This is a genomic window from Lacinutrix sp. MEBiC02404 (assembly GCF_053601575.1).
In genome coordinates this window covers 248,141-271,156 of the sequence record NZ_JBSHNV010000153.1, presented here as the reverse complement: position 1 = coordinate 271,156, position 23,016 = coordinate 248,141, and the positions used below count along the sequence as shown (strand labels likewise).

The 23,016-nt window shown below is 30.4% G+C and carries 18 protein-coding genes; 16 read left to right on the top strand and 2 right to left on the bottom strand.

Features of this window, described 5'->3' with window-relative positions; all coding sequences use genetic code 11:
• The first annotated feature begins 41 nt into the window (after positions 1–41).
• Both ACVCXO_RS07585 and ACVCXO_RS07580 read left to right on the top strand, forming a co-directional pair.
• Positions 42–476, top strand: coding sequence for a helix-turn-helix domain-containing protein (locus ACVCXO_RS07585; RefSeq protein ID WP_452228988.1), 435 nt, complete (start codon positions 42–44; stop codon positions 474–476).
• Positions 440–1,342, top strand: coding sequence for an IS3 family transposase (locus tag ACVCXO_RS07580; protein ID WP_452228993.1), 903 nt, complete (start codon positions 440–442; stop codon positions 1,340–1,342). The genes ACVCXO_RS07585 and ACVCXO_RS07580 overlap by 37 nt, the downstream gene beginning before the upstream one ends.
• 686 nt (positions 1,343–2,028) lie before the next feature.
• Here ACVCXO_RS07580 and ACVCXO_RS07575 read toward each other — a convergent pair.
• Entirely contained in the window at positions 2,029–2,232 is a 204-nt protein-coding gene (locus tag ACVCXO_RS07575; RefSeq protein ID WP_055435793.1) for a hypothetical protein, read from the bottom strand.
• Between the two features lie 157 nt (positions 2,233–2,389).
• On the opposite strand from ACVCXO_RS07575, the gene ACVCXO_RS07570 reads away from it, so the two are divergent.
• From ACVCXO_RS07570 to ACVCXO_RS07555, 4 genes are read left to right on the top strand one after another with little or no spacing between them, the layout of a single operon-like run.
• Positions 2,390–3,145: a hypothetical protein gene (locus ACVCXO_RS07570; RefSeq protein ID WP_452228987.1), complete on the top strand. Its 756-nt coding sequence runs from the start codon at positions 2,390–2,392 to the stop codon at positions 3,143–3,145.
• Positions 3,146–3,574: a DUF5675 family protein gene (locus ACVCXO_RS07565; RefSeq protein WP_452228986.1), complete on the top strand. Its 429-nt coding sequence runs from the start codon at positions 3,146–3,148 to the stop codon at positions 3,572–3,574.
• A 25-nt stretch (positions 3,575–3,599) separates the two neighbouring features.
• A complete protein-coding gene (locus tag ACVCXO_RS07560; protein ID WP_452228985.1) occupies positions 3,600–3,884 on the top strand; it encodes a hypothetical protein in 285 nt (94 codons plus the stop codon).
• Positions 3,884–4,072: a hypothetical protein gene (locus ACVCXO_RS07555; protein ID WP_452228984.1), complete on the top strand. Its 189-nt coding sequence runs from the start codon at positions 3,884–3,886 to the stop codon at positions 4,070–4,072. Before ACVCXO_RS07560 ends, ACVCXO_RS07555 begins: the two co-directional genes overlap by 1 nt.
• 1,378 nt (positions 4,073–5,450) lie before the next feature.
• Here ACVCXO_RS07555 and ACVCXO_RS07550 read toward each other — a convergent pair.
• Entirely contained in the window at positions 5,451–5,732 is a 282-nt protein-coding gene (locus ACVCXO_RS07550) for a hypothetical protein (RefSeq protein WP_452228983.1), read from the bottom strand.
• 335 nt (positions 5,733–6,067) lie between these two features.
• Between ACVCXO_RS07550 and ACVCXO_RS07545 the strand changes: the two genes are divergently transcribed.
• The 10 genes from ACVCXO_RS07545 to ACVCXO_RS07500 all read left to right on the top strand — a co-directional run bounded on the left by ACVCXO_RS07545 (position 6,068) and on the right by ACVCXO_RS07500 (position 23,009).
• Entirely contained in the window at positions 6,068–7,330 is a 1,263-nt protein-coding gene (locus ACVCXO_RS07545; RefSeq protein ID WP_452228982.1) for a hypothetical protein, read from the top strand.
• 30 nt (positions 7,331–7,360) lie between these two features.
• Complete coding sequence (locus tag ACVCXO_RS07540; protein ID WP_452228981.1) at positions 7,361–8,221, top strand: hypothetical protein; 861 nt, start codon at positions 7,361–7,363, stop codon at positions 8,219–8,221.
• A 580-nt stretch (positions 8,222–8,801) separates the two neighbouring features.
• Positions 8,802–9,701, top strand: a complete 900-nt coding sequence (locus ACVCXO_RS07535) for a hypothetical protein (protein ID WP_452228980.1) — start codon at positions 8,802–8,804, stop codon at positions 9,699–9,701.
• A 152-nt stretch (positions 9,702–9,853) separates the two neighbouring features.
• Complete coding sequence (locus tag ACVCXO_RS07530) at positions 9,854–10,465, top strand: sigma-70 family RNA polymerase sigma factor (RefSeq protein ID WP_452228979.1); 612 nt, start codon at positions 9,854–9,856, stop codon at positions 10,463–10,465.
• A 1-nt stretch (position 10,466) separates the two neighbouring features.
• Positions 10,467–11,585 (top strand): hypothetical protein, encoded by a 1,119-nt coding sequence (locus ACVCXO_RS07525; RefSeq protein ID WP_452228978.1) that lies wholly within the window; start codon positions 10,467–10,469, stop codon positions 11,583–11,585.
• A complete protein-coding gene (locus ACVCXO_RS07520; RefSeq protein ID WP_452228977.1) occupies positions 11,548–12,714 on the top strand; it encodes a hypothetical protein in 1,167 nt (388 codons plus the stop codon). The genes ACVCXO_RS07525 and ACVCXO_RS07520 overlap by 38 nt, the downstream gene beginning before the upstream one ends.
• A 60-nt stretch (positions 12,715–12,774) precedes the next feature.
• Entirely contained in the window at positions 12,775–16,446 is a 3,672-nt protein-coding gene (locus ACVCXO_RS07515) for a CHAT domain-containing protein (RefSeq protein ID WP_452228976.1), read from the top strand.
• A gap of 53 nt (positions 16,447–16,499) precedes the next feature.
• Positions 16,500–19,316 (top strand): CHAT domain-containing protein, encoded by a 2,817-nt coding sequence (locus ACVCXO_RS07510; protein ID WP_452228975.1) that lies wholly within the window; start codon positions 16,500–16,502, stop codon positions 19,314–19,316.
• Positions 19,317–19,326: 10 nt separating this feature from the next.
• Complete coding sequence (locus ACVCXO_RS07505) at positions 19,327–20,844, top strand: hypothetical protein (protein WP_452228974.1); 1,518 nt, start codon at positions 19,327–19,329, stop codon at positions 20,842–20,844.
• Positions 20,832–23,009: a CHAT domain-containing protein gene (locus ACVCXO_RS07500; RefSeq protein WP_452228973.1), complete on the top strand. Its 2,178-nt coding sequence runs from the start codon at positions 20,832–20,834 to the stop codon at positions 23,007–23,009. Before ACVCXO_RS07505 ends, ACVCXO_RS07500 begins: the two co-directional genes overlap by 13 nt.
• Positions 23,010–23,016: the final 7 nt, after the last annotated feature.

Here is a 23,016-nt window from a genome sequence, read left to right as displayed (position 1 = left end):
TGTCACGTCCTGAAATAGCGATACACTAAAACCTTAGTGTAATGAAACCAATAGAAAAGACGGACTACGTCAAGCGTACTCAAAAGGATTACTCTCTTTCTTTTAAGTTAGAAGTTGTCATGGAAATCGAGCAAGGATTTCTAACCAGAAGCCAAGCATGCGACAAATATGGGATCCAAGCTGGTTCTACAATCACTCGATGGTTAAAAAAATATGGTAACTTTGATTGGCAACAACAATCACTCACAAGTATGTCTAAAACTCCAGAACAACGTATTTTAGAATTAGAACAACAAGTAAAACTTTTAGAAAAGCAGAAAGCAAGAGCTGAATATTTAGTAGAGCGTGCAGATAAAAAAGTGATTCTTTTTGATATGATGGTCGATATGGCTGAAAAAGAATATAACATCGATGTGCGAAAAAATTACAAACCCGAGTTATTGACCGCTTCAAAGAAGCACACCAAGAAACAGTAGTTTCTACCTGTTATTTACTCGGGATTAGCAGACAGGTTTACTATAGACAGATACAATCCAAAACAAGAAAACAAAGTATCGCACAAAAAGTAATAACACTAGTACAATCCGTTCGTGTGACCATGCCTAAACTTGGCACGCGAAAGCTTTATTATTTACTAAAAACAAAATTAAAATTAATAAATGTTGGAAGAGATAAGCTATTTAGAATACTAAAAGCTAATCATCTACTAATAAAACCCAAAAGAAGTTACCATATTACAACAGACTCTCATCATCGTTTTAGAAAACATAAAAACCTAGTGAATATATTAGAAATTGAAAGACCAGAACAAGTTTGGGTTAGTGATATTACATACACAGGAAATAGAAAAAACCCATCGTATCTAGCTTTAGTTACAGATGCTTATTCGAAGAAGATTGTGGGGTATAATGTGTCTAATAGTTTAAATGCTTCTGGTTCAATATTGGCTTTAGAAATGGCTATTAATAATAGAAAACACAAAACAAAACCTTTAATACATCATTCTGACAGAGGTTTGCAATATTGTTCTGATGAATATCAAAACACATTAAAAGCTAGTGCTATAAAACCAAGTATGACAGAACAATACGATCCTTATGAAAATGCAATAGCAGAACGTGTAAATGGTATTTTAAAACAGGAGTTTGATATAGCAAAGCACGATGTTAAACTGACTATAAAGACAGCTTTAATTAAGAACGCAATTAAAATTTACAATACTAAAAGACCTCATTTATCTAATTATATGCTAACACCTGAGAAAATGCATCAACAAAATATTCTAAAAAGAAAAACATATAAATCAAAAAACCTGAACAATAAATCTATTGTTCAGGTTTAATTAATTATTTTTAATCTTTAATAATCTGTATTGATTATTTAGGACTAGACACAATGCTAAAAAGGGAAAACAAACTTCATTTAAGGGTGCCTTTTTTATGGCCTTAATAACTGTAATTCTATAGTCCATTAACTTTTCTTCAAATAAGTGTTTAAAACTCTCTTTTTAATACTGTCTCATTTGGCGAATTCTTATGTTGTGCTATGTCGTGTGGTTTCTTATCGAAGTGCTCTAGAATAGTACTTAAAAACTTGTTTATTGTATGCTTTTAGAAGTTTCATTGACTACACGTAAGTGATATTAGTTCAATTGTAAGTATTTAAGTAGAATTGGCTTCTGTTAATTGTATGTTTAAAACCAGAAAACCACTCAAATCATAGTGATTGAGTGGTTTTAGTTAGAATTCTCATTCTTTAAAGTGACCTCGACTGGATTCAAACGCAGTCGTCAACCTATTGATATTGTTGGGGTTTCACCATTTAAATTTTAAATGGTAACCGATTTGTAACATTTTGAAATGAACGAGTTTGGTTTTAATTGACTTTCTAAACCTAGTACAATTTAATAAAAATAAAGATTCAAACCTACATAAATCGTATCAAATGCTATGAAGTGTTACACTATATTATACCCGTTAGGGTATGATATCATTGTGTTTTGATTAAATTATACCTGTAAGGGTGTAGTTAATAAATAGTCTCTAGATATTGATTTACTATTTCTTCTTTGATACCGCTGTATTCTGCAAATTCTTCTGCAGTGATAAATTGATAGGACTTTTTGCCGAAGTGGGCTTTAATATCATTTAAAAGCTTACGTCCGTAGCGCTCACTTCTTCCAGTGATGCGTTGGATGTCTTTTGGATATATGCAAGCTCTTACTATTCTCATTTTATACTTTATCCATACTTGGTCCATACCTCATCTTGGAGTCGTCTATATGTACTCTAATGGCATAAAACGAACGAATAGGAATGGATGTATGTGTGTTTTTGATTTCTCTTATAAATCTACTGTCTTTTGTTTAATAATCAAAATTTTATAAGTTATGGCTAGACAGACAGGTATTATCAAATTAAAAGGAACTATCGGAGATATTTCTTTTTACAAAAGCGCAGACGGACACCTTGCGCGTTACAAAGGTGGTGTCGATGCAAAGCGTATTGCTAGTGATCCTGCGTTTCAAAGAACTCGCGAGAATGGTTCTGAATTTGGACGCTCTGGAAAAGGAGGGAAGGTGATAAGAAATGCTATTCGTGTGCTTTTGCAAAATGCAAAAGACAAACGAGTGGTAAGTCGTTTGACAAAAATTTTAGTAGCAGTCACAAAAACGGATGCTATTAACGATCGTGGACTTCGAACCATTCAAGATGGCGATATGAACTTATTGCAAGGCTTTGAATTCAATGTGAATGGGAAGTTAGGTACGACACTTTTCACGCCATATGTGACCACATATGATCGCGCAACTGGTGATGTGGATGCGGACATTGCTGCATTTGCACCAACGGTGCGAATTGCTGCTCCAGGAGGAACCACACATTACAAACTTGTAATGGGTGCTGCAGAATTGGACTTTGTAAATGAAGCTTCTGTTTTTGAAAGTGCCGAAACTGCCATTCTTCCATATGATGGTGTGGATACTGCTGCTATTAACCTTACCGTTGCTCTTACTGCAGGTTCTGTACTTCCGGTACTGCAAGTAGTTGGTGTTTCGTTTTACCAAGAGGTGAATGGTCAAATGTATCCGTTGAAAAACGGTGCATTTAATGCCTTATCTGTAGCGAAAATTGATACCGTCTAAATGGATGTGTTATTACATAGGACCTATTTTGAAGAGGGCACGAACAGTGCTCTCTTCTATAATGGTCAGTTTTTAGGCTTTGCTATTGAATTGCCTTGGTTAAATAACCAAAGAAGTGTGTCCTGTATTCCGGAAGGCAAATACGCGCTGAAAGCGAGGCATTCGGCAAAATTTGGTCATCACTTACACATTATAAATGTGAAAGATCGAAGTCTGATACTACTTCATCCAGCGAATGATGCGAAGCGTGATCTTCATGGTTGTATTGCTCCAATTAGCCAGTTAACCGGTATTGGAAAAGGTACTAATTCAAAAGTATTACTTCAAAAACTGGTGTCGCTATGCTATCAAGCATTTGATAGAAACGAAAATGTATTATTAACTATTAAAAGCCCATCCCTGAACCTTCCCAAAGGGAAGGGGAAATAAGGTATTAATTTAAAAACATATTATTATGAATATAGCAGATCGTTATAAACAACCAACGCCAAAGTTCTTTAGAACTTTGCGTAATATCGGTATCGCATTAGCGACCGCAGGTGGCGCAATCATCGCTGCTCCAATTTCTTTGCCAGCTATCCTAGTAACTGTTGCCACTTATATGACTGTTGCCGGAACTGTTGTAACTGCAGTCAGTCAAGCAGTGACTATCGATGAAAACACGGAGATTCCGAAGCATGAGGCAACAAAAGAATCTAACAAGGATCCAAAAGATTCCGGACCCAGTAAGCAATCCTAATGACACAACATTTCTCACATATTCGCTTTTCTATTCTAGGTGGTACCATTTCTTCCGTGTGGTTTCAAATCACATCTGAGGATCTTTTTAAAACAGCTATCATGGCAGCTTTCGGTGCTGTGGTTAGTTATATCGTTTCCGTTTTTGCTAAACGTATACATCAGTTTTTTCAGCGTCGGAATGAATAACCAAAGAGTGCTTTTTCGATTACGGAATGTTTCCTTTCTAGCACAAAATCCTTTCCTATTATTTTAAAAGGAAAAAAGAAAACAATAGTTCTGGTGGCGTGGCAATGCTGTCAAGCTTTTTGGACAAAATAATATGCCTAGGATTAGGTTAAAAAAAAATAATACGCTTTTTTTCGGCGTATTATTTTTTTCAAAACCTTTAGGCTTGAGCTTTATAGCATTATGGCGTTGGATGAAGGAAGTCAACTATATTTGTGGCCTTTTTTTATTTTATTTTAAATATTACACTCTCTATCGTTGGAATCCATTTACTAATGCAATCGGATTCTATTTTAAAATTTTCTTCTGAATTCCTATGTTGATAAGCAGGTAATCTAAAAGGCGCGAGCCGACTGCGAGATTAGCAAGGCTGGTGTGGTAATAGCACGTTGCTTTTTGAGCAAAAGTGCGTACAACAGCAACGGTTTACCGCAAGGGAGGCGGATTTTTTGATTTTTTGTTATCGTTAGTTTGTGTTTTGATGGTATTCCGGAATATACCTGTTTAGGCAAGTGCAAGGTTTGAAGTAGGCCATGGAAGGCTAGGGGATAGTTTTCAATTGCGGTTTGGTGGCTTACTTTTGTGTTTGCTATTAGTAGCTAATAGATGTAATGTATTTTCAAGAGTTTATTATGGTGGTATGCAGTTAGCCAATCCGTTATTTAAAAAACTATGGAGAGGTGATGACATGGACCGGATGAAAGCCTTGCTCTTGTGTGCTGTTTGCGAAATGGGATACCCCTTTTGTATGGTAGATGTTATTTATATTGATGTTTCCGTTTGCATGGAAGAGGTCCCTGCCTACGCAGGGATTAAGGGTTATCTTATTTGCAATATGGGATGGTCAAAAAATGTGACACCCGTAGCCCACAGATTTTATTTGGATTTTTATTAATGTATGCATCTATTGGAATTAAAAGTACTGCATATTCTGTTTTTGTTAAGATTTCTGTGGGTTTTGGCCGCAGCGACCCGCAGGCTCGCATAACATTAAATAGCGGTTGTGCCTTAATAATTACAACTTGCGCATAGCGCAAAACTGCTTTGGATTTTAAGGCACAAGAGTAGCTATGGGTGAGGAAGGAGAGAATGTGTGCAATAAAACAAATAAAAAGTGCCAACGAGGACGTGTCGCCGCAGTGGTACTATTTATGGTAAGCACCAATGCGACGATAGAAGTATTTGTGATTATGTTTTATGGAACTAAATGGAACGACTGACGAACACCTTATTACCTGCCTACCTTGATTTTGATGTTATCTATTATGGTTAATAGGATTGTGTGTTTTTTATAGGAAATAATATAGAATGTTGCAGCTCTTTATTTTCTATAAACAATCTAATTGTTATCTAGTAAAATATCTAAATAGAGATCTTGAATTCTTAAATGACTTATAAATGAATATTCAATACCTGTTTTTGATTTTATATATTGATCTTCCGTCGGTTTGTGTTTTTCTAATAACTCATTTTCATGCTTCATGTATAGATAACTGAACTCTAAAGATTCATGACAACTAGAACAATCTATAACAAGATTTTTAGTTTCTGTCATAATGATTAAACTACTTTCTTTCCAGCCTTCTAATCTATTTAACCCATAACTACCTAAATAAGTCAAACTATAAGTAGTTAATAACCAATAGACAAGTTTATAGTTAAATTGTTGCTTTATTTTTTCAAAGTATAACTATTTCGTAACATCCATGTAAGAGCGATTGTCATCTAAAGGTTGTTCTAATTTTTGAATATCCATTTCTTTAATGGCATTTATGATTTGTTGTTTGTTGGACATTATTTTATATAGTATGTACATTATAAACAAGGTGACCTAAGTTTCTGTTTTAAATAAAATCGAGCTTCGCTTTTAAACTTTTATTTTATTTTTTATTCAAAATAAAAAACAATGAGGGGTTACCTTTAAAAGTTTCAGTTATTAAGGATAAACTAAACCTTATGAAACTTTTAGAAAAACTACATAACCGTATGAAACTACAAATTAAAGAATCAACCGATTTATCAGAAAACTCAATAATTGCTAACGATCAAGGGACAAATGTAGAGCGTGTAAAAAATTTTTTAAGCTATGCCATTCAAAAAGCTGGTTTAAATAATGGGGATGCTACTTCATTAAAGACTTATTTAAAGTGGATAAAAGATGGACACATTGTAGATGAGACCTATAATGAAAATGAGCATCAAAATAGAAAGCAACAGATAGTAGAAAGAATTGATTTAAAGCAAGACGAAAAGGAAGGCATTGAAGGTAATAGAAGAAATATAGAATCCGTAGAGATCCCTTCTTCTAAAGAAAAAATAAAAGATTTCGATTCTGATATACAACAAACGAAACTAGACTTAGCTGCTAATAAAATAAATACGGGGTATCAGTCTATTAAACATTATACTTATATGACATTGGTTGTATTGTTATCCGTTTACCTGATTTTATTTTATGCGTCAGCCATATATGCTTCATTTTTCAGAAATGCGAGTACTTTAATAGAATTAGCAGGAGATGATATCGCTTTGTATCTAGATTCTATTTTTGATATTAAGGGAATTTTCACACCCTCTTATTCTTTGATTATTGTTTATTTAGGTGCTTTTTTATTCTTTGCTATAGGTATGATACCACATACTATGGAAGGGAAATATAGAAAATTGAAATCCGGATTAGCCATTTTAGGATCTTTAGTTGTTGATGCATTATTGGCATATAAAATAGATAAAGGTATTCATGATTTAAAAGTGATGGCTGGAATTGCTGAGGAAGATTGGGATTTTTTAACTAGTATCAATTTCTACCTTGTACTTGCTTTTGGGTTTTTAGCATACTTAGTCTGGGGATATATGTTTGAGTTAATGATTAAAGAGAAAGACAAGAAAAATGCTCATATTTCTGCTGAACTACTGACAAAAGGTTTAAAGAAAAAAATAAGAGAAGAGCGTCGACTTATAGCTTCTTTAGAGACAAAAGTGATTGAATTGGAATCACAAATAACCGTTTTAAAATCACAAATAGAGCATTTAAAAAGAGATCTAGATCGAACGATGTTAAACCCTGACTTACTTTCACAAAGTTTAACTAGTTTTTATATGGGTTGGTTACAGTTCTTAAACGGATCAACAGAATTGAATGACAAAAAAGAAGCATGTACTGTTGCTTATGAAAATTTTATGTCTACACAATTCAAAACAAGCCCATCATTTAATTAAAAATCAAATTAAAATAACAAATTCATTATTATGAAAACTACACATTCACTTTTCGCAATCACTAAAATAATTTTAATAATATTTTTATTAAGTAACTCTATTGTTCATGCTTTTGAGAAAGGGAAAAGAGCACCCCTTAATTATACCATCATTCTTGATTTGAGCGATCGGGTAATGCAAGATTATCAGTTGGAAAAGGATATACTATTAATTGAGGAGATGTTTAAAGTCTTTGAAATACAAGCGCGACGTGGATTAATATTAACCTCAAAAGATCGCTTCTCAGTAAAAATCATACCACAAAATGGGAGTCCTTTAAATGTAAATTATTATGAAAATAAGTTGCAAATATATTTAGATGAAGTTGCTGTAAAAGATAAAAATACGGTTATAAGTATTTTTGCATCGACTTTGCCAAGCACTTTACAGGAGTTATTGAATGTTAGTAAATATGGTGAAACAAATCAAGACTATTTTGGTGTCGATATCTGGAGTTATTTGTTAAATACAGGTAATAGCTTTGAGAAAAATGGTTATAATAATGTAGCTCTAATTATAACAGATGGATATTTTGATTTTGAGAAAAAAGATCATGTTTTAAAGGCTGAAAACAGATTCACATCAACACAATTTTTGAAGGAACTAAAAGGAGTTGATTGGGTGTCCATAGCAAATGAAAAAGATTATGGTCTAATTCCAATAACTTTAAGTAGTCATGTGAACTGGATTGTATCGGGTATTGAAAGTAAAAACTCTTTGGACATCTTACAAACTAAAAAGATTACTTATATCTGGGAAAAGTGGTTAAAAGAGTCTGGAGCTACAGATTATCACTTTATTTTAAATAGTTCAGCGCGTCAAATGGGCTCACAACTTTTAGAGCAGCTTTAGATTCTATTCTTTTAGTTAAACAAAATTACGCTAACAAAAGCTTTCAGAACAAATGAAACTAAATACTATTATTTTATTAATTGGTTGAAATTCCCTTTTTGCACAGGATAATCTTATTGTTTTGAGCAGTATATCGTACTAAAGTTATTTCAAACGGTAAAGAAATCAGCGAAACATTAGTAAGTAACCAGATTCGTTTTTCAATATATATTATTGAGGGAGCTCAAGATTTTTATTTTGCCAAATTGCACCCGCAATTTAAAGTCTTGGCTTATGGTATCATATCAGATATTAAAATAAAGAACGATTTCGAAATTGAAAACTCTACGACAAACATTCTGTCTTATAATTTGAAATATATAAAGAATACTGCTGACATAAGGAGTGTTGTAAAGGTTGCAATAGTAGAAGAAACAAATGTTGATTCCACTTTGATTAGGGCTACGATATTTAATGAATATTCAAAAAAAAATATTTATGTCGGTTATATGGATGCTTATTCAAATTAATTTTTTTAGATATCTGGGTTACCTTTTTATGATTATGCTATTAATAGATAAATAATAAAACATATCTAATTATGGCTTATCTAACAAAACACACATATAGTAAATTAAGTAGAAAAATAGATTTAAAAACAAAAGTGAGTCAGCAACTCTTTATGAAGCATATATTAAATGATCAAAAGCTTTACTATATATTTAGTAGTGTTGAGTTAAAATATTTATTTAATTTTAAATTATTGTTTGAAAACAACAAGGAACAAATGGACCGTTATTTGAATTATGTGCCAAAGCAAAAAGATGATAAAAAGTATGTTTTTGAAACCAAAAGAAAACTTAAGTATCATTTGTCATCTACTTGTTCTTTTTTAAGAAAAGATTTTTTAAATTTTAATATACCACAAGAAATTAGAGAGCTAGGTGATGTTGCCATAGAGGATTATAGAAGCTGGTTTAAAACTGAAAATTATGCTGAACAATATTTAAATGGGATATTAGATGTAAGTGTTGTTGTTTTCAGATATAATAATATATTTCCTTTAAAATATGATGTAACTAGATTAAATGAAAAGTACAGTTTGATTGAAGAGATACCTAATTCATCGATAGAGAAGGAAGATTCTGAATTTGATTACAATACATTTTTGCAAAATATTGAAGATTTAAAAAAAGATTACGATTTTCATTTTCAATGCAGTGTAACTAGAACATTGTCAAAATTTGATTATTTATTACAAAGAAGCGATACAGAAATAGCGAATAAAATTTCAGAGTTATTTACACCAGAATTTATTACCAACTATGGAGTGGATAGAGTAAAAAAAATGTTTGCCATATCCAAACGTATTAAGAAAGCCCTTAATAATGCACTTATTGATTATTTTAAATGGACATATAGAAGTACGTTACATAGTATTGACACTGTTACATTAGAACATTTTGGTTTGGAATGTTGTCATTCTTGTAAAAAAAAATGAGATTGTAAATAAGTTAAAAGCTTGTTCAATATATGTATAACTCGTAAAAAGGTAGTATTTGACCATTTGTTATGCTATTTCATCTTATTTATCTATTTTTAGGACATAGACTACAATGATATGTTTATCCTAAATTTAAGTGAATTAGCAGTATGAATATTACAAAGTTGACAGATCAGGAACTCGTTGAATTAGTAAAACAAGACAAAGATTACCTAGGTTATATATATAAAACACATAAAGACTACTGCGTATTGTTTATGAGAAAAATGACTTTTGGAAGTAAGATCAAGGAAGAAGAATTAGGTGATGTTTATCAGGATGTGATGCTGATTTTATATGAAAAAATTGTAAAAGGGGGTTTTGTATTAACATGTTCATTACAAACTTATTTAAATTCAGTTTGTCGATTTCAAGTATTAAACAAATTTAAGGCTGTAGGAAAACAATTGAATTTTGAAGCCTATGAATACTTGGATGTTGATTCAATTAACGAACAATACGACCCTAGAATTCAAGACGATTTAGATGATTTAAGTAATGAAAAAGAAGAACAGTTTACTGCACTCGAGGCTGCATTACAAGTATTGAAAAATAGTGGAGGAAAATGTTATGAATTACTTGTTTTATTTTGGTACCATAGAAAGTCTATGTTAGAATTAACAGAGCACTTTGGATATACTAACTCGGCAAACACAAAAAATCAAAAAGCAAAATGCCAAAAGCGTTTAGAAAAACTAGCTTATAATGAATTGAATGCATAAAATGACACCATTAATATCACATATTAAATTAATATTAGAACCAGTTTTTCAGGAGCAAGGATTAGAGGTAACTGATACCACTATAAAATGGGAATCTATTTTTAATGGGTTTTTATTATATGAATTGGATCCTAAACCTCTATATGCAGAACTATACAGGATGAAGTTAAGAGACCCTGAGCATGTAATAAGTCAATTAGACGATTTACACGATACTTTTATGACTGATCTTGCAGAAGATTTTGTTTTAGGGAAAAACAAGAAATCTATTATTGAGTTATTACGTAAAGAGGATTCTGTTTTAGATAATAAAATAATTGCATTGCAGCAGTTAAAAGCTGTAATCACCAAAACTGAGCGTCAACGTATCGTTGGGGATTTAGATGAAATGGACCAACGTGCAGCTTTTGTGATTGCAGAATCTACACTAGAAACTGCTTTAAAAAAAAAGGCTCGGACTGATTTAAAGGAGCAGTTTAGTGCCTGGGATACAGAACTTGAAGGAGTTAAAAATAAAAAAGAAATACCACAATTACACACCCATGTGTCAGAGGAAAGTAATGAATATAATTCAAGGAAATCACGTGTAGTTTCTTTATCATGGATAAAGTATGCTGTTGCAGCTAGTGTCTTAATTATGGCTGGTATATTTTATTTCAAATCTTTTGATAGTACCGATAGTATTGATCCTGTTTTAGCTAATGTTGAAACCTCAAATCAAACAGTATCTATTTTAGAAAATCAAGGAATGGGCTACATTTCAAATGAGAAAGATCAGCAAGTTGAACTTATTTTTAAAGATTATACTAATAGGATTGTTTCTATAAAAGATATATTAAATGATGATACTTATGAAAATGATTCGTTATATAAAAATGAATTAGATAACTTAAAACTGTTAGAAAACACCTATGTTTATGATAATAACCAATTGACTCTCAATCTAGAAAATACAAATCAGAAATTTCATTTTATTCATTTAAATGATGTTGATTTTTACTTGAAGATTGATGATGCCTTTTATCATATTATAAAGACTAATTCTCCTGCAAAATTGGTTGTTGTAAAAGACGAAACCATAGTTGAAGAATTGGAAAAAATTATTTTTGAAAATGAATAAACCGTTATTGTATTTTATATTTTTAGTTTTTAATATATCATTTGCTCAAACAAATTTGAATGAAAAAGAGCAAATAACTGTGGTATTTAATAAATTAGTAGCGGCTTATGGCAATTCTAAAACAGCGCCTAACCTTAAAATTACTTCAACAAAAGAGAGAAGAACACCTGCCATATACTTTGCCGAACCTGTCCCAACAATTAGTGTTGATAAAAAATTATTAATAATTTGTAATCGTTTTGGAGCAGATAGTGATAGCGCACTAGCCATTATTATTGCTCATGAATTAGCACATTACTATAATGACCATACCTTTTGTACAGATTTTGCTTTTGCTGTTAGAAAAAAGGATAATGAGTTTAGCAATAAATTGAAGGCTTTTTCTAAAAATGAAAAATTGGCAATAGAAACAGAGGCAGATCACAAGGGTTTATTTTATTCCTGTATGGCTGGATATAAACCATTTGATGTATATCCTGAATTGCTAGATGCTATCTATAATTATTATGAATTAGTAGACAGTGACGATGGCTACCCAACTAAAAAAGAGCGTAAGGCTATAAATTTACAAGCCCAACAAAAAATTAATGAACTTTACATCCTTTTTTTAGAAGGCATTGCAGCCAATAATAAAGGGGATTATGATCAAGCTATTTCAAATTTTGAAACTCTAAATAGCTATTTTCCATCCAGAGAGAATTATAATAATCTAGGGGTGAGCAGAACATTAAAAGCTTTAAAGTATAAGCCATTAAGTAGAGAAGCCTATAAAAATCCGGAACGTTTTCTATATCCATTAGGGATTGATATAAATAGTCGATTGGAACAGCCATCACAAGAACGTAGTTTAGATGAGGCTAGTTACCAATTAATGGAAGATTTATTGAAACGAGCCCAAAAAGATTTTGAAAAAGCCATTAGCCTTGATGATACTTATACTCAAAGCTATATTAATCTTGCCTGTGTCTTTGATCTTTTGGGTAATGCCATGGCTGCTATTGGGAAAATAAATGAACTTTCAAAAGAACAACAAAATAGTAGAGGTGCTCAACGAATTATGGCGATTGCTTATTATAATCTGGAAATGGAAGATAAGGCTTTGGAAATATGGAAGAAGTTAGAAATGTAAAGAATGTTTAAAAGAAAATCAATATCAGTTTGTTTGATATTTTTGAATTTATGTTTCATTATGAATTTAAAAGCGCAATTAAGTTCAGATAGTCTTGAGATATATTATAGTCAGAATGCATATACTAAAGTTGTAAATCATGCAAATTTAAATATTGAAGAATATTCAAATTTAAAAGACACTTTAAATATTAGCTATTATTTTAAATCCTTAGATTCCTTAATATTTAAATCCTTAAAATATGAACAGAAGGATAAAGTCGAGTTTTTTTATAATGAGTCAAAAACAAATTATGAGAAAGTGTTTGGAGCAAATAATCTTAGATTAGCTAATTCACTTAATGATTTTGGACTATATTATTTAAATTTAAAAGATTACTTAAAAGCCGGGCAGTTATTTATAAACGCTTTAGAAGTCACAGAAAGCTTTGATTCTAAAATCTCAGTCCTAAAGGGAACAATAATGAATAACCTTGGTTTTTTATGCCAAGAACAAGGACACTATATTAAGTCTGAGTCTTTATTAAAACAATCTTTAAACATTTCTAAGAATTTATCCCCAAATGATTATGAACAATATATGTTTCGACTTTCTGATTTAGCTACAACATATTTTAACCTTAACAAATATACTTTAGCTGAATCATCATATATTGAACTCATAAATATTAAAGAAAAAATAGTTCCAGAATATGATAGCAAATATTTTAAATATCTTAATTCCTTGGGATATCTCTACTATTTGCAAGAAAAATATATAGAAGCGGAAAACACTTATAATAAAGTTTTAGAATTGAGTAAAAAGTATCCTGAAGGGAATAAGCAATTTTCAGAAACAACACTTAACACATTAGCTTATATTTATTATATACAAGGTAAATACCTGGAGGCTAAACCATTATATTTAGATCTCCTTGGTTTAATTAAAACCAGAGGCGAAAGTAATGGAGCCTATTACAGTCTAATTAGTAAATTAGCTGCCGTTCATAGAAATTTAGGTGAATTTTCTAAAGCTGAAGTGTATTACTTGAGAAATGTTGAATATGCTAAAACTCATTTTGGTGAAACACATGAGAATTATGCTATAAGTTTGGGTAACCTAGGATTATTTTATTCCGATCAGTCTAAATACATTGAAGCCGAAAAATTATACTTAGAGGCATTGGGAATTTTAAAGTATTCAGTCGGAGAAAAGAATATAAGTACCGCACAAATTATAGCTAACCTTGGATTAATATACCAAAGTACAGGAAGAGTAATTGAATCTGAAAAGCTTTTTTTAAAGGCTTTAGAATTTGAAAAAAGCTTACGGGGAGAGAATACTGTAAGTTACGCGAAATTTTCAAGAAATTTGGCCGAGACATATTATCAATTAAAAGAATATCATAAAGCAGAAATGCTTTTATTAGAATCACTTGAAATTAAAAAAAACACTGTTGGAGAAATGAGCAATACTTATGGTATTTCCTTACAAGCTCTTTCTAAGTTCTATCAAAACATAGGTAGTTATGATAAAGCATTAAAATTAATGCAAGAAGCATTCGAAATATATAAAAATACATTTGGAACCGAAAGTATACCATATTTGAATTCTCTAAATAGTTTAGGAGCAGCCTATTTTTTTGCTGACAATTATGAAATGGCAGAAGAGCTTTGGTTGGAGGGATTAGAAATAATGAATAGTGAATTTGATGAGAATGATGAATTATATGGAGATTTTTTAAATAGACTTGGTGTTATATATCAAAATCAGAAAAAATACGATGAATCAGAAAAAATACTTCGGAAAGCAATGATTTTTAGGGAAATCAAGTTTGGTGAAAATTCTTACGCTTATGCCAATTCAATATTTAATCTAGCCATGACCTTGCATAAAAATGATAAATTAATTGAATCTGAAAACTTATATCTTAAGTCATTAGAACTTATTAGAAAAACGGTTGGTGAGAATAGTGATATATATAACTATAATCTATTATTATTGTCAAGACTTTATTATGATACGGATAATTTACAAAAAGGACAATTTTATATTAATCGCACTTTTGAGATTTTTAAAGGAAAAATTATAGATGTTTCTTCATTTACAAACTCTGAAGAATTGGCACTTTACAAACTGAAATATCAAAATAATATCTTAGTACCTTTGGAGTATCTTAATAAATTTACCAACCAGAATAAATATATCAATATTGGAGCTTTTGAAAATGAAATATTGGTGAAAAACCTTTCCTTAAAAAATTTCCAAATTATTAAAGACAGAATTAAGAGTGAATTAAATGAAGAATTATCAGAAAAATATCAAAGATATATTGAAAATAAAAAATACATATTCAAATTAGAAAATCAATCGATTTTATCAAGAACAAAAGATTATGAAGTAATAATTAATGAGAATTTCAAATTAGAAAAAGAAATAACAAATTTAGCAAAATCAAATTTAAGTTTAGAGGATGAATTTGCTGTAAGTTGGGAGGATTTGTTTAAAAAATTAAAACCTGATGAAGCAATTATTAATTTCGTTGATGTTTCATATGGAGATAAATTAGAAAATATAGATTACAAGATTTTTAGTGCTTTTCTGGTAAATAAAGAGTTTGACTTCCCTGTATATAAATCTTTATTTACTAATTCAGAAATAACGGATTTAAATGAAATGAAATCTTCTAGTGAGATTGATTCGTTGTACTCTTCATTTATCCTTAGAAATTTCTATTTAGAACCATTTCTGGGAAGTCTAAATAACATTAAAACCTTGTATATAATACCGTCATCACTGGGTCACCAGATAAATTTTTCCGCTATACCTATCTCCGACAGTAAAACTTTAGGTGGAAAATATGAGGTACATATACTAGGTTCTTCTGCTGCTTTGTTGGAGTCAAAGGATCTTGTTATTGATAAGAATGATGATTTGATGTTGTTGCTGTATGGCGATATTGATTTTGATAACGCTGAGACAAATCCTAATGCATTTATTAATGATATTATTAATCCTAAAGCTAAAGATGATCTTTATGCTATGAGATCAGGAAGTGGAATAGTAAAATGGAGCTATTTATCAGGTTCAGAAAATGAAATTAATATTATCAAGGCGAATAGTGATTCTTTTGGCTTCAAATCGCAGATTATTAATGGGAAGCAAGCCACAAAATCTAGTATTCTAAAGTTAGACGGTGAAACGGATAATTATATTTTGCATTTAGCAACTCATGGTTTCTTTTTCGAAAACCTTAAAACAGATTTGTCTGTAAAACAAGGTTTTCCAATAAATTACGAAAACCAGGGATTAACAAAAGCTTCCTTTTATAAGGCTTCTGAAGACCCTATGCTAAGATCTGGGTTAGTATTCGCTGGTGTTAATAATTATTGGGGAAAACCTATTGAAAGTTCTGTCATTGATGATGGAATATTAACAGCCAAAGAAATCTCTAACTTAGATTTGAGTGCCTGTCAACTGGTTGTCTTAAGTGCTTGTGAAACGGGCTTGGGGGATATTAATGGTAGTGAAGGTGTTTTTGGTTTACAGCGTGCTTTTAAAATGGCTGGTGTGAAAAATATTATTATGAGCTTGTGGAAAGTACCTGATGCCCAAACAGCAGAGTTATTTGAAATATTTTATGGATATTGTTTTACAGGAAAAAGTATTCATGAAGCTTTACGAATGGCACAAGCAGATATGAAGAAAAAATATTCTCCGTATTATTGGGCTGGATTTGTATTGTTAGAGTAAGGAATATTATTACTTTTTCTCAATTATTGAAATAACTATTTAGCATTTATAAAATGATTAAAAAGAAACTACTTCTCATTTCTTTATTTATTTGGCAATCAACTGTTTTTTGCCAGAATGGTATTGACAGCCTCAATTTATTCTATTCTAAAGGGAAATATCAAAAAGTAATTGATTTAACTGATAAACTGATTGCAAGGCATGAGTTAAATACACAAATGGATTCTATAATTTATTTGGGGTATTTATCTTTTAAAGGTTTAGGTTATTTAAAACTTGATCAACTCAAGATAGCAGAAAAACAGCTAGAATTTACTCTACAAAAAGCTCAAGATTTTACACAAATACATCGAGTTGTTATTATACAGCCAACTAGTAATTTAGCTTTGTTATATTATAAAAAAGGTGAATTAGAAAAAGCAGAAAAATTATTTTTAGAAGCATTAGCGGTTCAGGAAGAAGAATATGGAAAAAATAATTTAGGCTATACTTCCATACTTGGTAATCTAGCAGAAATATATTTTGATATAGGAGAACTGAGCCAGTCAGAGAAATTTTATCTTGAAATTATTGATATCCATAAATCATTATCAAATCATAATAGTTACGAATATGGGTTAGCTTTAAACAATTTAGGTAGTTTTTATTTAGATATAGGACAGTATCAAAAGGCATACGATTCTTTTGTTGAGGCTTTTCCTTTAATATCAACAGAACATCCAAACTACCTGTTGTTATTAAATAATTATGCTATGTGTTTGGATAATTTAGGAAATAAGGTGGAAGCCGAAAAGTGGTATGTTCATGTTATTAAAAAGTGTGAAGAAGTGGATAGCTTTCGCGGAATCTATACTACTGCACTTAATAATTTGGGGTTATTATATTTTGAAGAAAAATATTACGAGGAAGCACTGCCTATTCTATTAGCTACTCTTAAAGTAAAAAAAAACATCTATGGTGAGAGTAGTTTAAACTATGCTATAACTCTTGGTAATTTAGGCTTACTATATGTTGAAACGAACCAGATTGATAAAGCTGAGATTACCTATTATGAAACACTGACCATTTTAGAAAATATTGATCAAATAGATAGTAGATATTATAATAGTACTGTTAACAACCTTGCACTTCTATATATAGAAATGAACCGATATGAAAAGGCTTCCTTTTATTTACAAAAAGGGGCTAAATTGGCTCATGAAAATTACTTAGAAGTTCTTACATTTTTATCTCAAGACGAACTCGCGCTTTTTAAGAAAGTAAACTTAAATCTTCATTATTCCACATTATCTTTTATGACGGACTATCCTTTGTCGGATAGCTTAAAACTTTCTAGTTATCAAAACGAAATACTGATTAAAAATTTATCCTTGCGTAATCAACAACGCATTAAGAATAATATTTTAAAAACAAAAGACACCCTTCTTGTTAATCGCTATTCTCAATTTATTAAACAAAAAAAGCAATTGGCACAATGGGAGAAACTTCCACTTTCTAATAGACCTCAAGTTTATGAGCAACTTGATATAGACACTGAAAAGCTAGAAAAATATTTGAGTAGAAACTCTTCTGAATTTGAAACATCAGAAAATATTCTTTCAATAAGCTTTAATCAGGTGCAAGAGAAGCTTAAATCAAATGAATTAATTATAGACCTAGTAGCCTTTAATTATTATGATAAAAAATGGACTGATAATATTATGTATAGTGCGTTTATCATAGGAAAGAATTATAAATCGCCGAAATATCTACCTCTTTTTGAACAAGAACAGTTAGATTTACTATTGAATCAAACAGATGTCCCTGAAACTTCTATAAATAGGCTCTATACCGATAAGGCAATTAGTGATTTGTTTTTAAAACCTTTATCTAAAGAGTTAGAAGGAATTTCTACCATTTATATTGTTCCTTCAGGATTGGGGCATCAAATAGATTTTGCAGCATTACCATTTTCTGGAAATAAAACATTGGGTGAATCATTTAAAGTACATCTCTTAGGTTCTTCATCTAGTTTGATAAATTATGATTTAACTGTATTTATGCAACAACAGAATTTAGAACTTCTTTTATATGGCGATATAGACTATGATAAGCAAAGTGTTGTTAATCGAGATATAAGTAATAGTCCAATTGTTGAATCAAATAATGAAATTATTGAAATGGCAAATAGGAGTGGTGTTTCTAACTGGGGCTATTTGGTTGGTACTGAAAGAGAGGTTAGCATAATAAAGGAACAGAGTGATGCTAATGGGTATGTTGCCCGTATTGTAAATGGAAAAAATGCAACTAAATCGAGTATTCTAGAATTAGATAGTAAAATAACTCCTTTTGTATTGCATCTAGCTACCCATGGTTACTTCTTTGAAAACCCTAAAAATACATTACTAGAACAAGAAAAGACATTAAGTAATCGAGGTTCATTAGATCCTTCAATATACAGCTTATACAAAGCGTCGGATGATCCAATGCTTCGTTCAGGATTAGTATTTGCAGGTGTTAATAGTTATTGGGGAAAACCTATAGAAGGAATAGTAAATGATGATGGGATACTAACAGCTAAAGAAATATCTAATTTAGATTTGAGTGCCTGTCAACTAGTTGTATTAAGTGCTTGTGAAACTGGATTAGGTGATATTAAAAGTAGTGAAGGTGTTTTTGGGTTACAGCGTGCTTTTAAAATGGCAGGTGTAAAAAACATTATTATGAGCTTGTGGAAAGTGCCTGATGCACAAACAGCCGAATTATTTGAATTGTTTTACGGGTTTTGCTTTAATGGGGAAAGCATTCATCAAGCCTTAAGAATGGCTCAAGCAGAAATGAAATTAAAATATTCACCATATTATTGGGCTGGTTTTGTATTATTGGAATAATTTATACTATATGAAAAAGAAACTTCTATTATTTACAATAACTCTATGTTTTAGTATATGTCAAGGTCAAGATTGGCACAGATTATCGGATTCTATTTACAATAATATTTTAAATGATAATATTGAAAAAGCTGAAGTTTTTTTAGAATTGACTAATGAATTAATTGGTGATTCGAAAGTTATTAAAGATACGGTTTATGCCGATTTTCTGTACAGAAAAGGTTTAGTGTCGTTTTATAAAGGGAAACCTTCCTTAGATTTTTTTCAAGAATCTTTGACTTTAAGAAATAAATTGGGCTCAAAGAATTCTTATAAGTTCATGAAGTTGCATTATTTTATTGGCTTAAATTATTTCTACGATAAAAATAATACTTTAGCTATTAAGCATTTTGAATTGTGTTCTATCATAAATGAGGAAAATGAATTAGAGTTTAATCAAAATTATAATCAGAGTATCTATTTTTTGGCCTTTTTACATCAGAAAAATGAGACTTTTAATTTATCAAAGCAGTATGCACAAACCTATATTGAATTAAATAGAACTTCAGCATTCAAATTATATGATTTTAATTATGCTAAGGCTTATTTATATATAGATCAAATTGATACGCAAGAAAATGTTTTAATCACCTTTCTAAATAATTACAAAACAGAACAATTAGATAATAGTTCTTTATTGCTTAAAATTTTAGTTGAGTTAACCATGTATTATTATGGTAATGAAAATTATGTAAATGCTATAAAGTATGGAGAGGAAGCGTTAGACACAAATACAAAGTTACAATTAAATGAATTGTCTGAGCAAGAATTAATGTATACACTTTTAATTCACTCATATAATCAAATAGGTGATAATATTAACGAAGAAAAATATAAACAATTAAAATATAAATATTTCCCGAATGTTGATGATATTGATTATTATGAAGAATTAAATAAACTAATTTATGCATCCGATTACAATGCCTTTATAAATCAATTTAATATCTATGAAACGATATTAAAAACTGAACAGAATTACGGTGAATTACTTTCCATTTATACGCTTTCAATTACTCTTTTTGAACGCAGTGTCTTATATGATAAAAAAACGATTGAAGGTCAACTAAATTTTTTGAAATTGTATAGAAGCGAATTAAGTGAAGAAGACAAAATTCTTTTTGATTTGCTGTTGGCTGAGTTTTCGTTTTTCACACAAGATTTTTTAACAACATTAAAATTATGTAATAGAAACTTAGGTAGGGCTATAGATGAGTATAAATTATTATTTCTTAAGCTTAAAACTATCTCCGAGCATATGCTTAGACTACCAAATGCTCAAGAAAGTGCATATGAAACTGTTGAATATGCCAGATTATTATATGGCAATAATAATCCACAAATACTACCTTATTTAATACTCCCATTAATTATAAATGTTTATGGAAATGATAATAGAACTACAGCAATTGCTACAGAGGCTCTTCAGGTAATTTACGCTAATAATCTGAAATACACTGATATAGCGGCCCAATTATGGGGGTATTAGGGGCAGAAGCTAGATTGAAAAATAATTATAAAGATGCCAAACGCTATTTTAATAAGGCTTATGAAATTTATAGTAAACAAGAAGATGTTACTAATCCGATTTTATATAATTCTTGTTTATTAGGCTTGGCAAACACATTATTACTTCAAGCAGACTATTCTAGTTGTTGGGATTATCTTGAAGAAATACGAGTGTTTATGGAAAGCCAGAATAATCTGATGCCCATAGCCGAAGGGGACTATTATGATGCTTTAGGGCATTATTATTTTTATCAGGACGACTTTTTAAAAGCTAAACTTGCTTATGAAAAGAGCTTCTCATTTTATGGAGATGAACTATCTAAAGGCAGGAAAATGAATTATATTTTATCAGATTATTTTATTGAGAATGATGTTCATAAAACCATAACACAGTTAGAGGAATTTTATAAGGTCAATGGAGATGTTGCCAAAGTTTTAAAAATAATATATTTATTAAAATTCAATACAGAGCAAGATGATGAAGCCAGGTTGCTTTTGTTAAATGGTATTCATGGGATTATTTCTAAAAATGATGCGTATTTTCATCTTTTAAGCAATTTTGAAAGAGAAATGCTATATATAGATTTTACGGATGAGTTTGAATTTCTTAACACACATTTACTACTTAATTCTGATCAAGCTTTTTTGAATGAGTATCTTAATTTAAGATTCTATTTTAAGTCGTTACTTTTATCTAGTAGTAAAAATGAAAATAACCTAAAGAATCTAGATCTAATTAATTATAAGGAACTTAAAGAAAATACTGTTTTGTTAAATAAATATTTAGAACAAAGTGAAGATTTTTCAAAAGAGATTAAAGAACTCGAATATAAAAATAGAGAACTAGAAAAGACCCTTTCGCATGGTAGTAGTGCACTTGAATCTCCAACTTTGGAAAAGATTCAGAAGCAATTAAAAGATAAGGAAGCTTATGTGGAAATTATAAGAATAAATAAGCAATCTAGAAATGCAACAAAAGATAAACTAAACATTCTGAATAAATTTACGGACTCTATTTATTATGGTGCATTTATTGTAAAGAAGTATGAAGTGCCTAAATTTATACTTATAGACAGTACAAGTGAGTTGGAAAATAATTTTTTAAAAACTTACCAAAATTATAGTTTAGGAGCACAAAAATTTGAAAAAGATACTTATAGCTATAACTTGTTTTTTAAGCCTATTGAGGTAGAGTTATCTGGTTTTGAATCAGTATTTTTAGTTACTGATGGTGTTTATAACGCTATTAACACGGAAGCTTTCTATAATACTGAAAAGAATGAGTATGTTATAGATTACCTCCAGATTAACCCCATATTAAGCGCAAGAAGTTTAACAAAAGAAATGGAAATAGAAACGGATTCTAAAAACTTAAGTGCTGTATTAATAGGGAACCCAGAGTTTGAATTGGAAAATTTTACTATTCCAAAACCTGATGAGGTTGTTTTGGACCCAGCTATTTCTAAAATATTAAGAGACTATAACTCTTCAAAAACTATATCTTATTTGCCAGGGACAGAGCTAGAAATACAAACTATATCTTCTATTTTAAAGACTGCCAACTGGGATTCTCAATTATATCATTTAAAAACAGCTACGGAGGATAATTTAAAAGAAGTTGAATCACCTAAAGTTTTGCATATTGCCACACATGGCTATTTTATTAGTGATAAAAATTCAACATTAAGTGATAATAAATTTTTCGGAGTATCTGCTAATTATGTTCAGGATAATAGCCTTTTGAAATCAGGATTATTATTTACAGGAGCGCAGAACACTGTTGACGGAAATATTATTAAGTTGTCTAATAATGGGATTTTAACAGCTCAAGAAGCAAAAAGTTTAGATTTAAAGGGGACGGATCTTGTAGTGTTAAGTGCTTGTGAAACAGGGAAAGGGGATCGCATGGTAGGTGAAGGTGTTTATGGGTTGCAACGCTCGTTTATGCTCGCTGGAGCTAAAAGTGTTATTATGAGTTTTTGGAATGTTAATGACGAAACCACACAAAAATTGATGATCTATTTTTACACTAATTGGATTGAAAAAAATATACCAAAACAAGAAGCCTTCCGTTTGGCAAAATTGAAACTTAAGGATGAATTTCCAGAGCCATTTTATTGGGCACCATTTATTTTAATAGAATAAATTATAG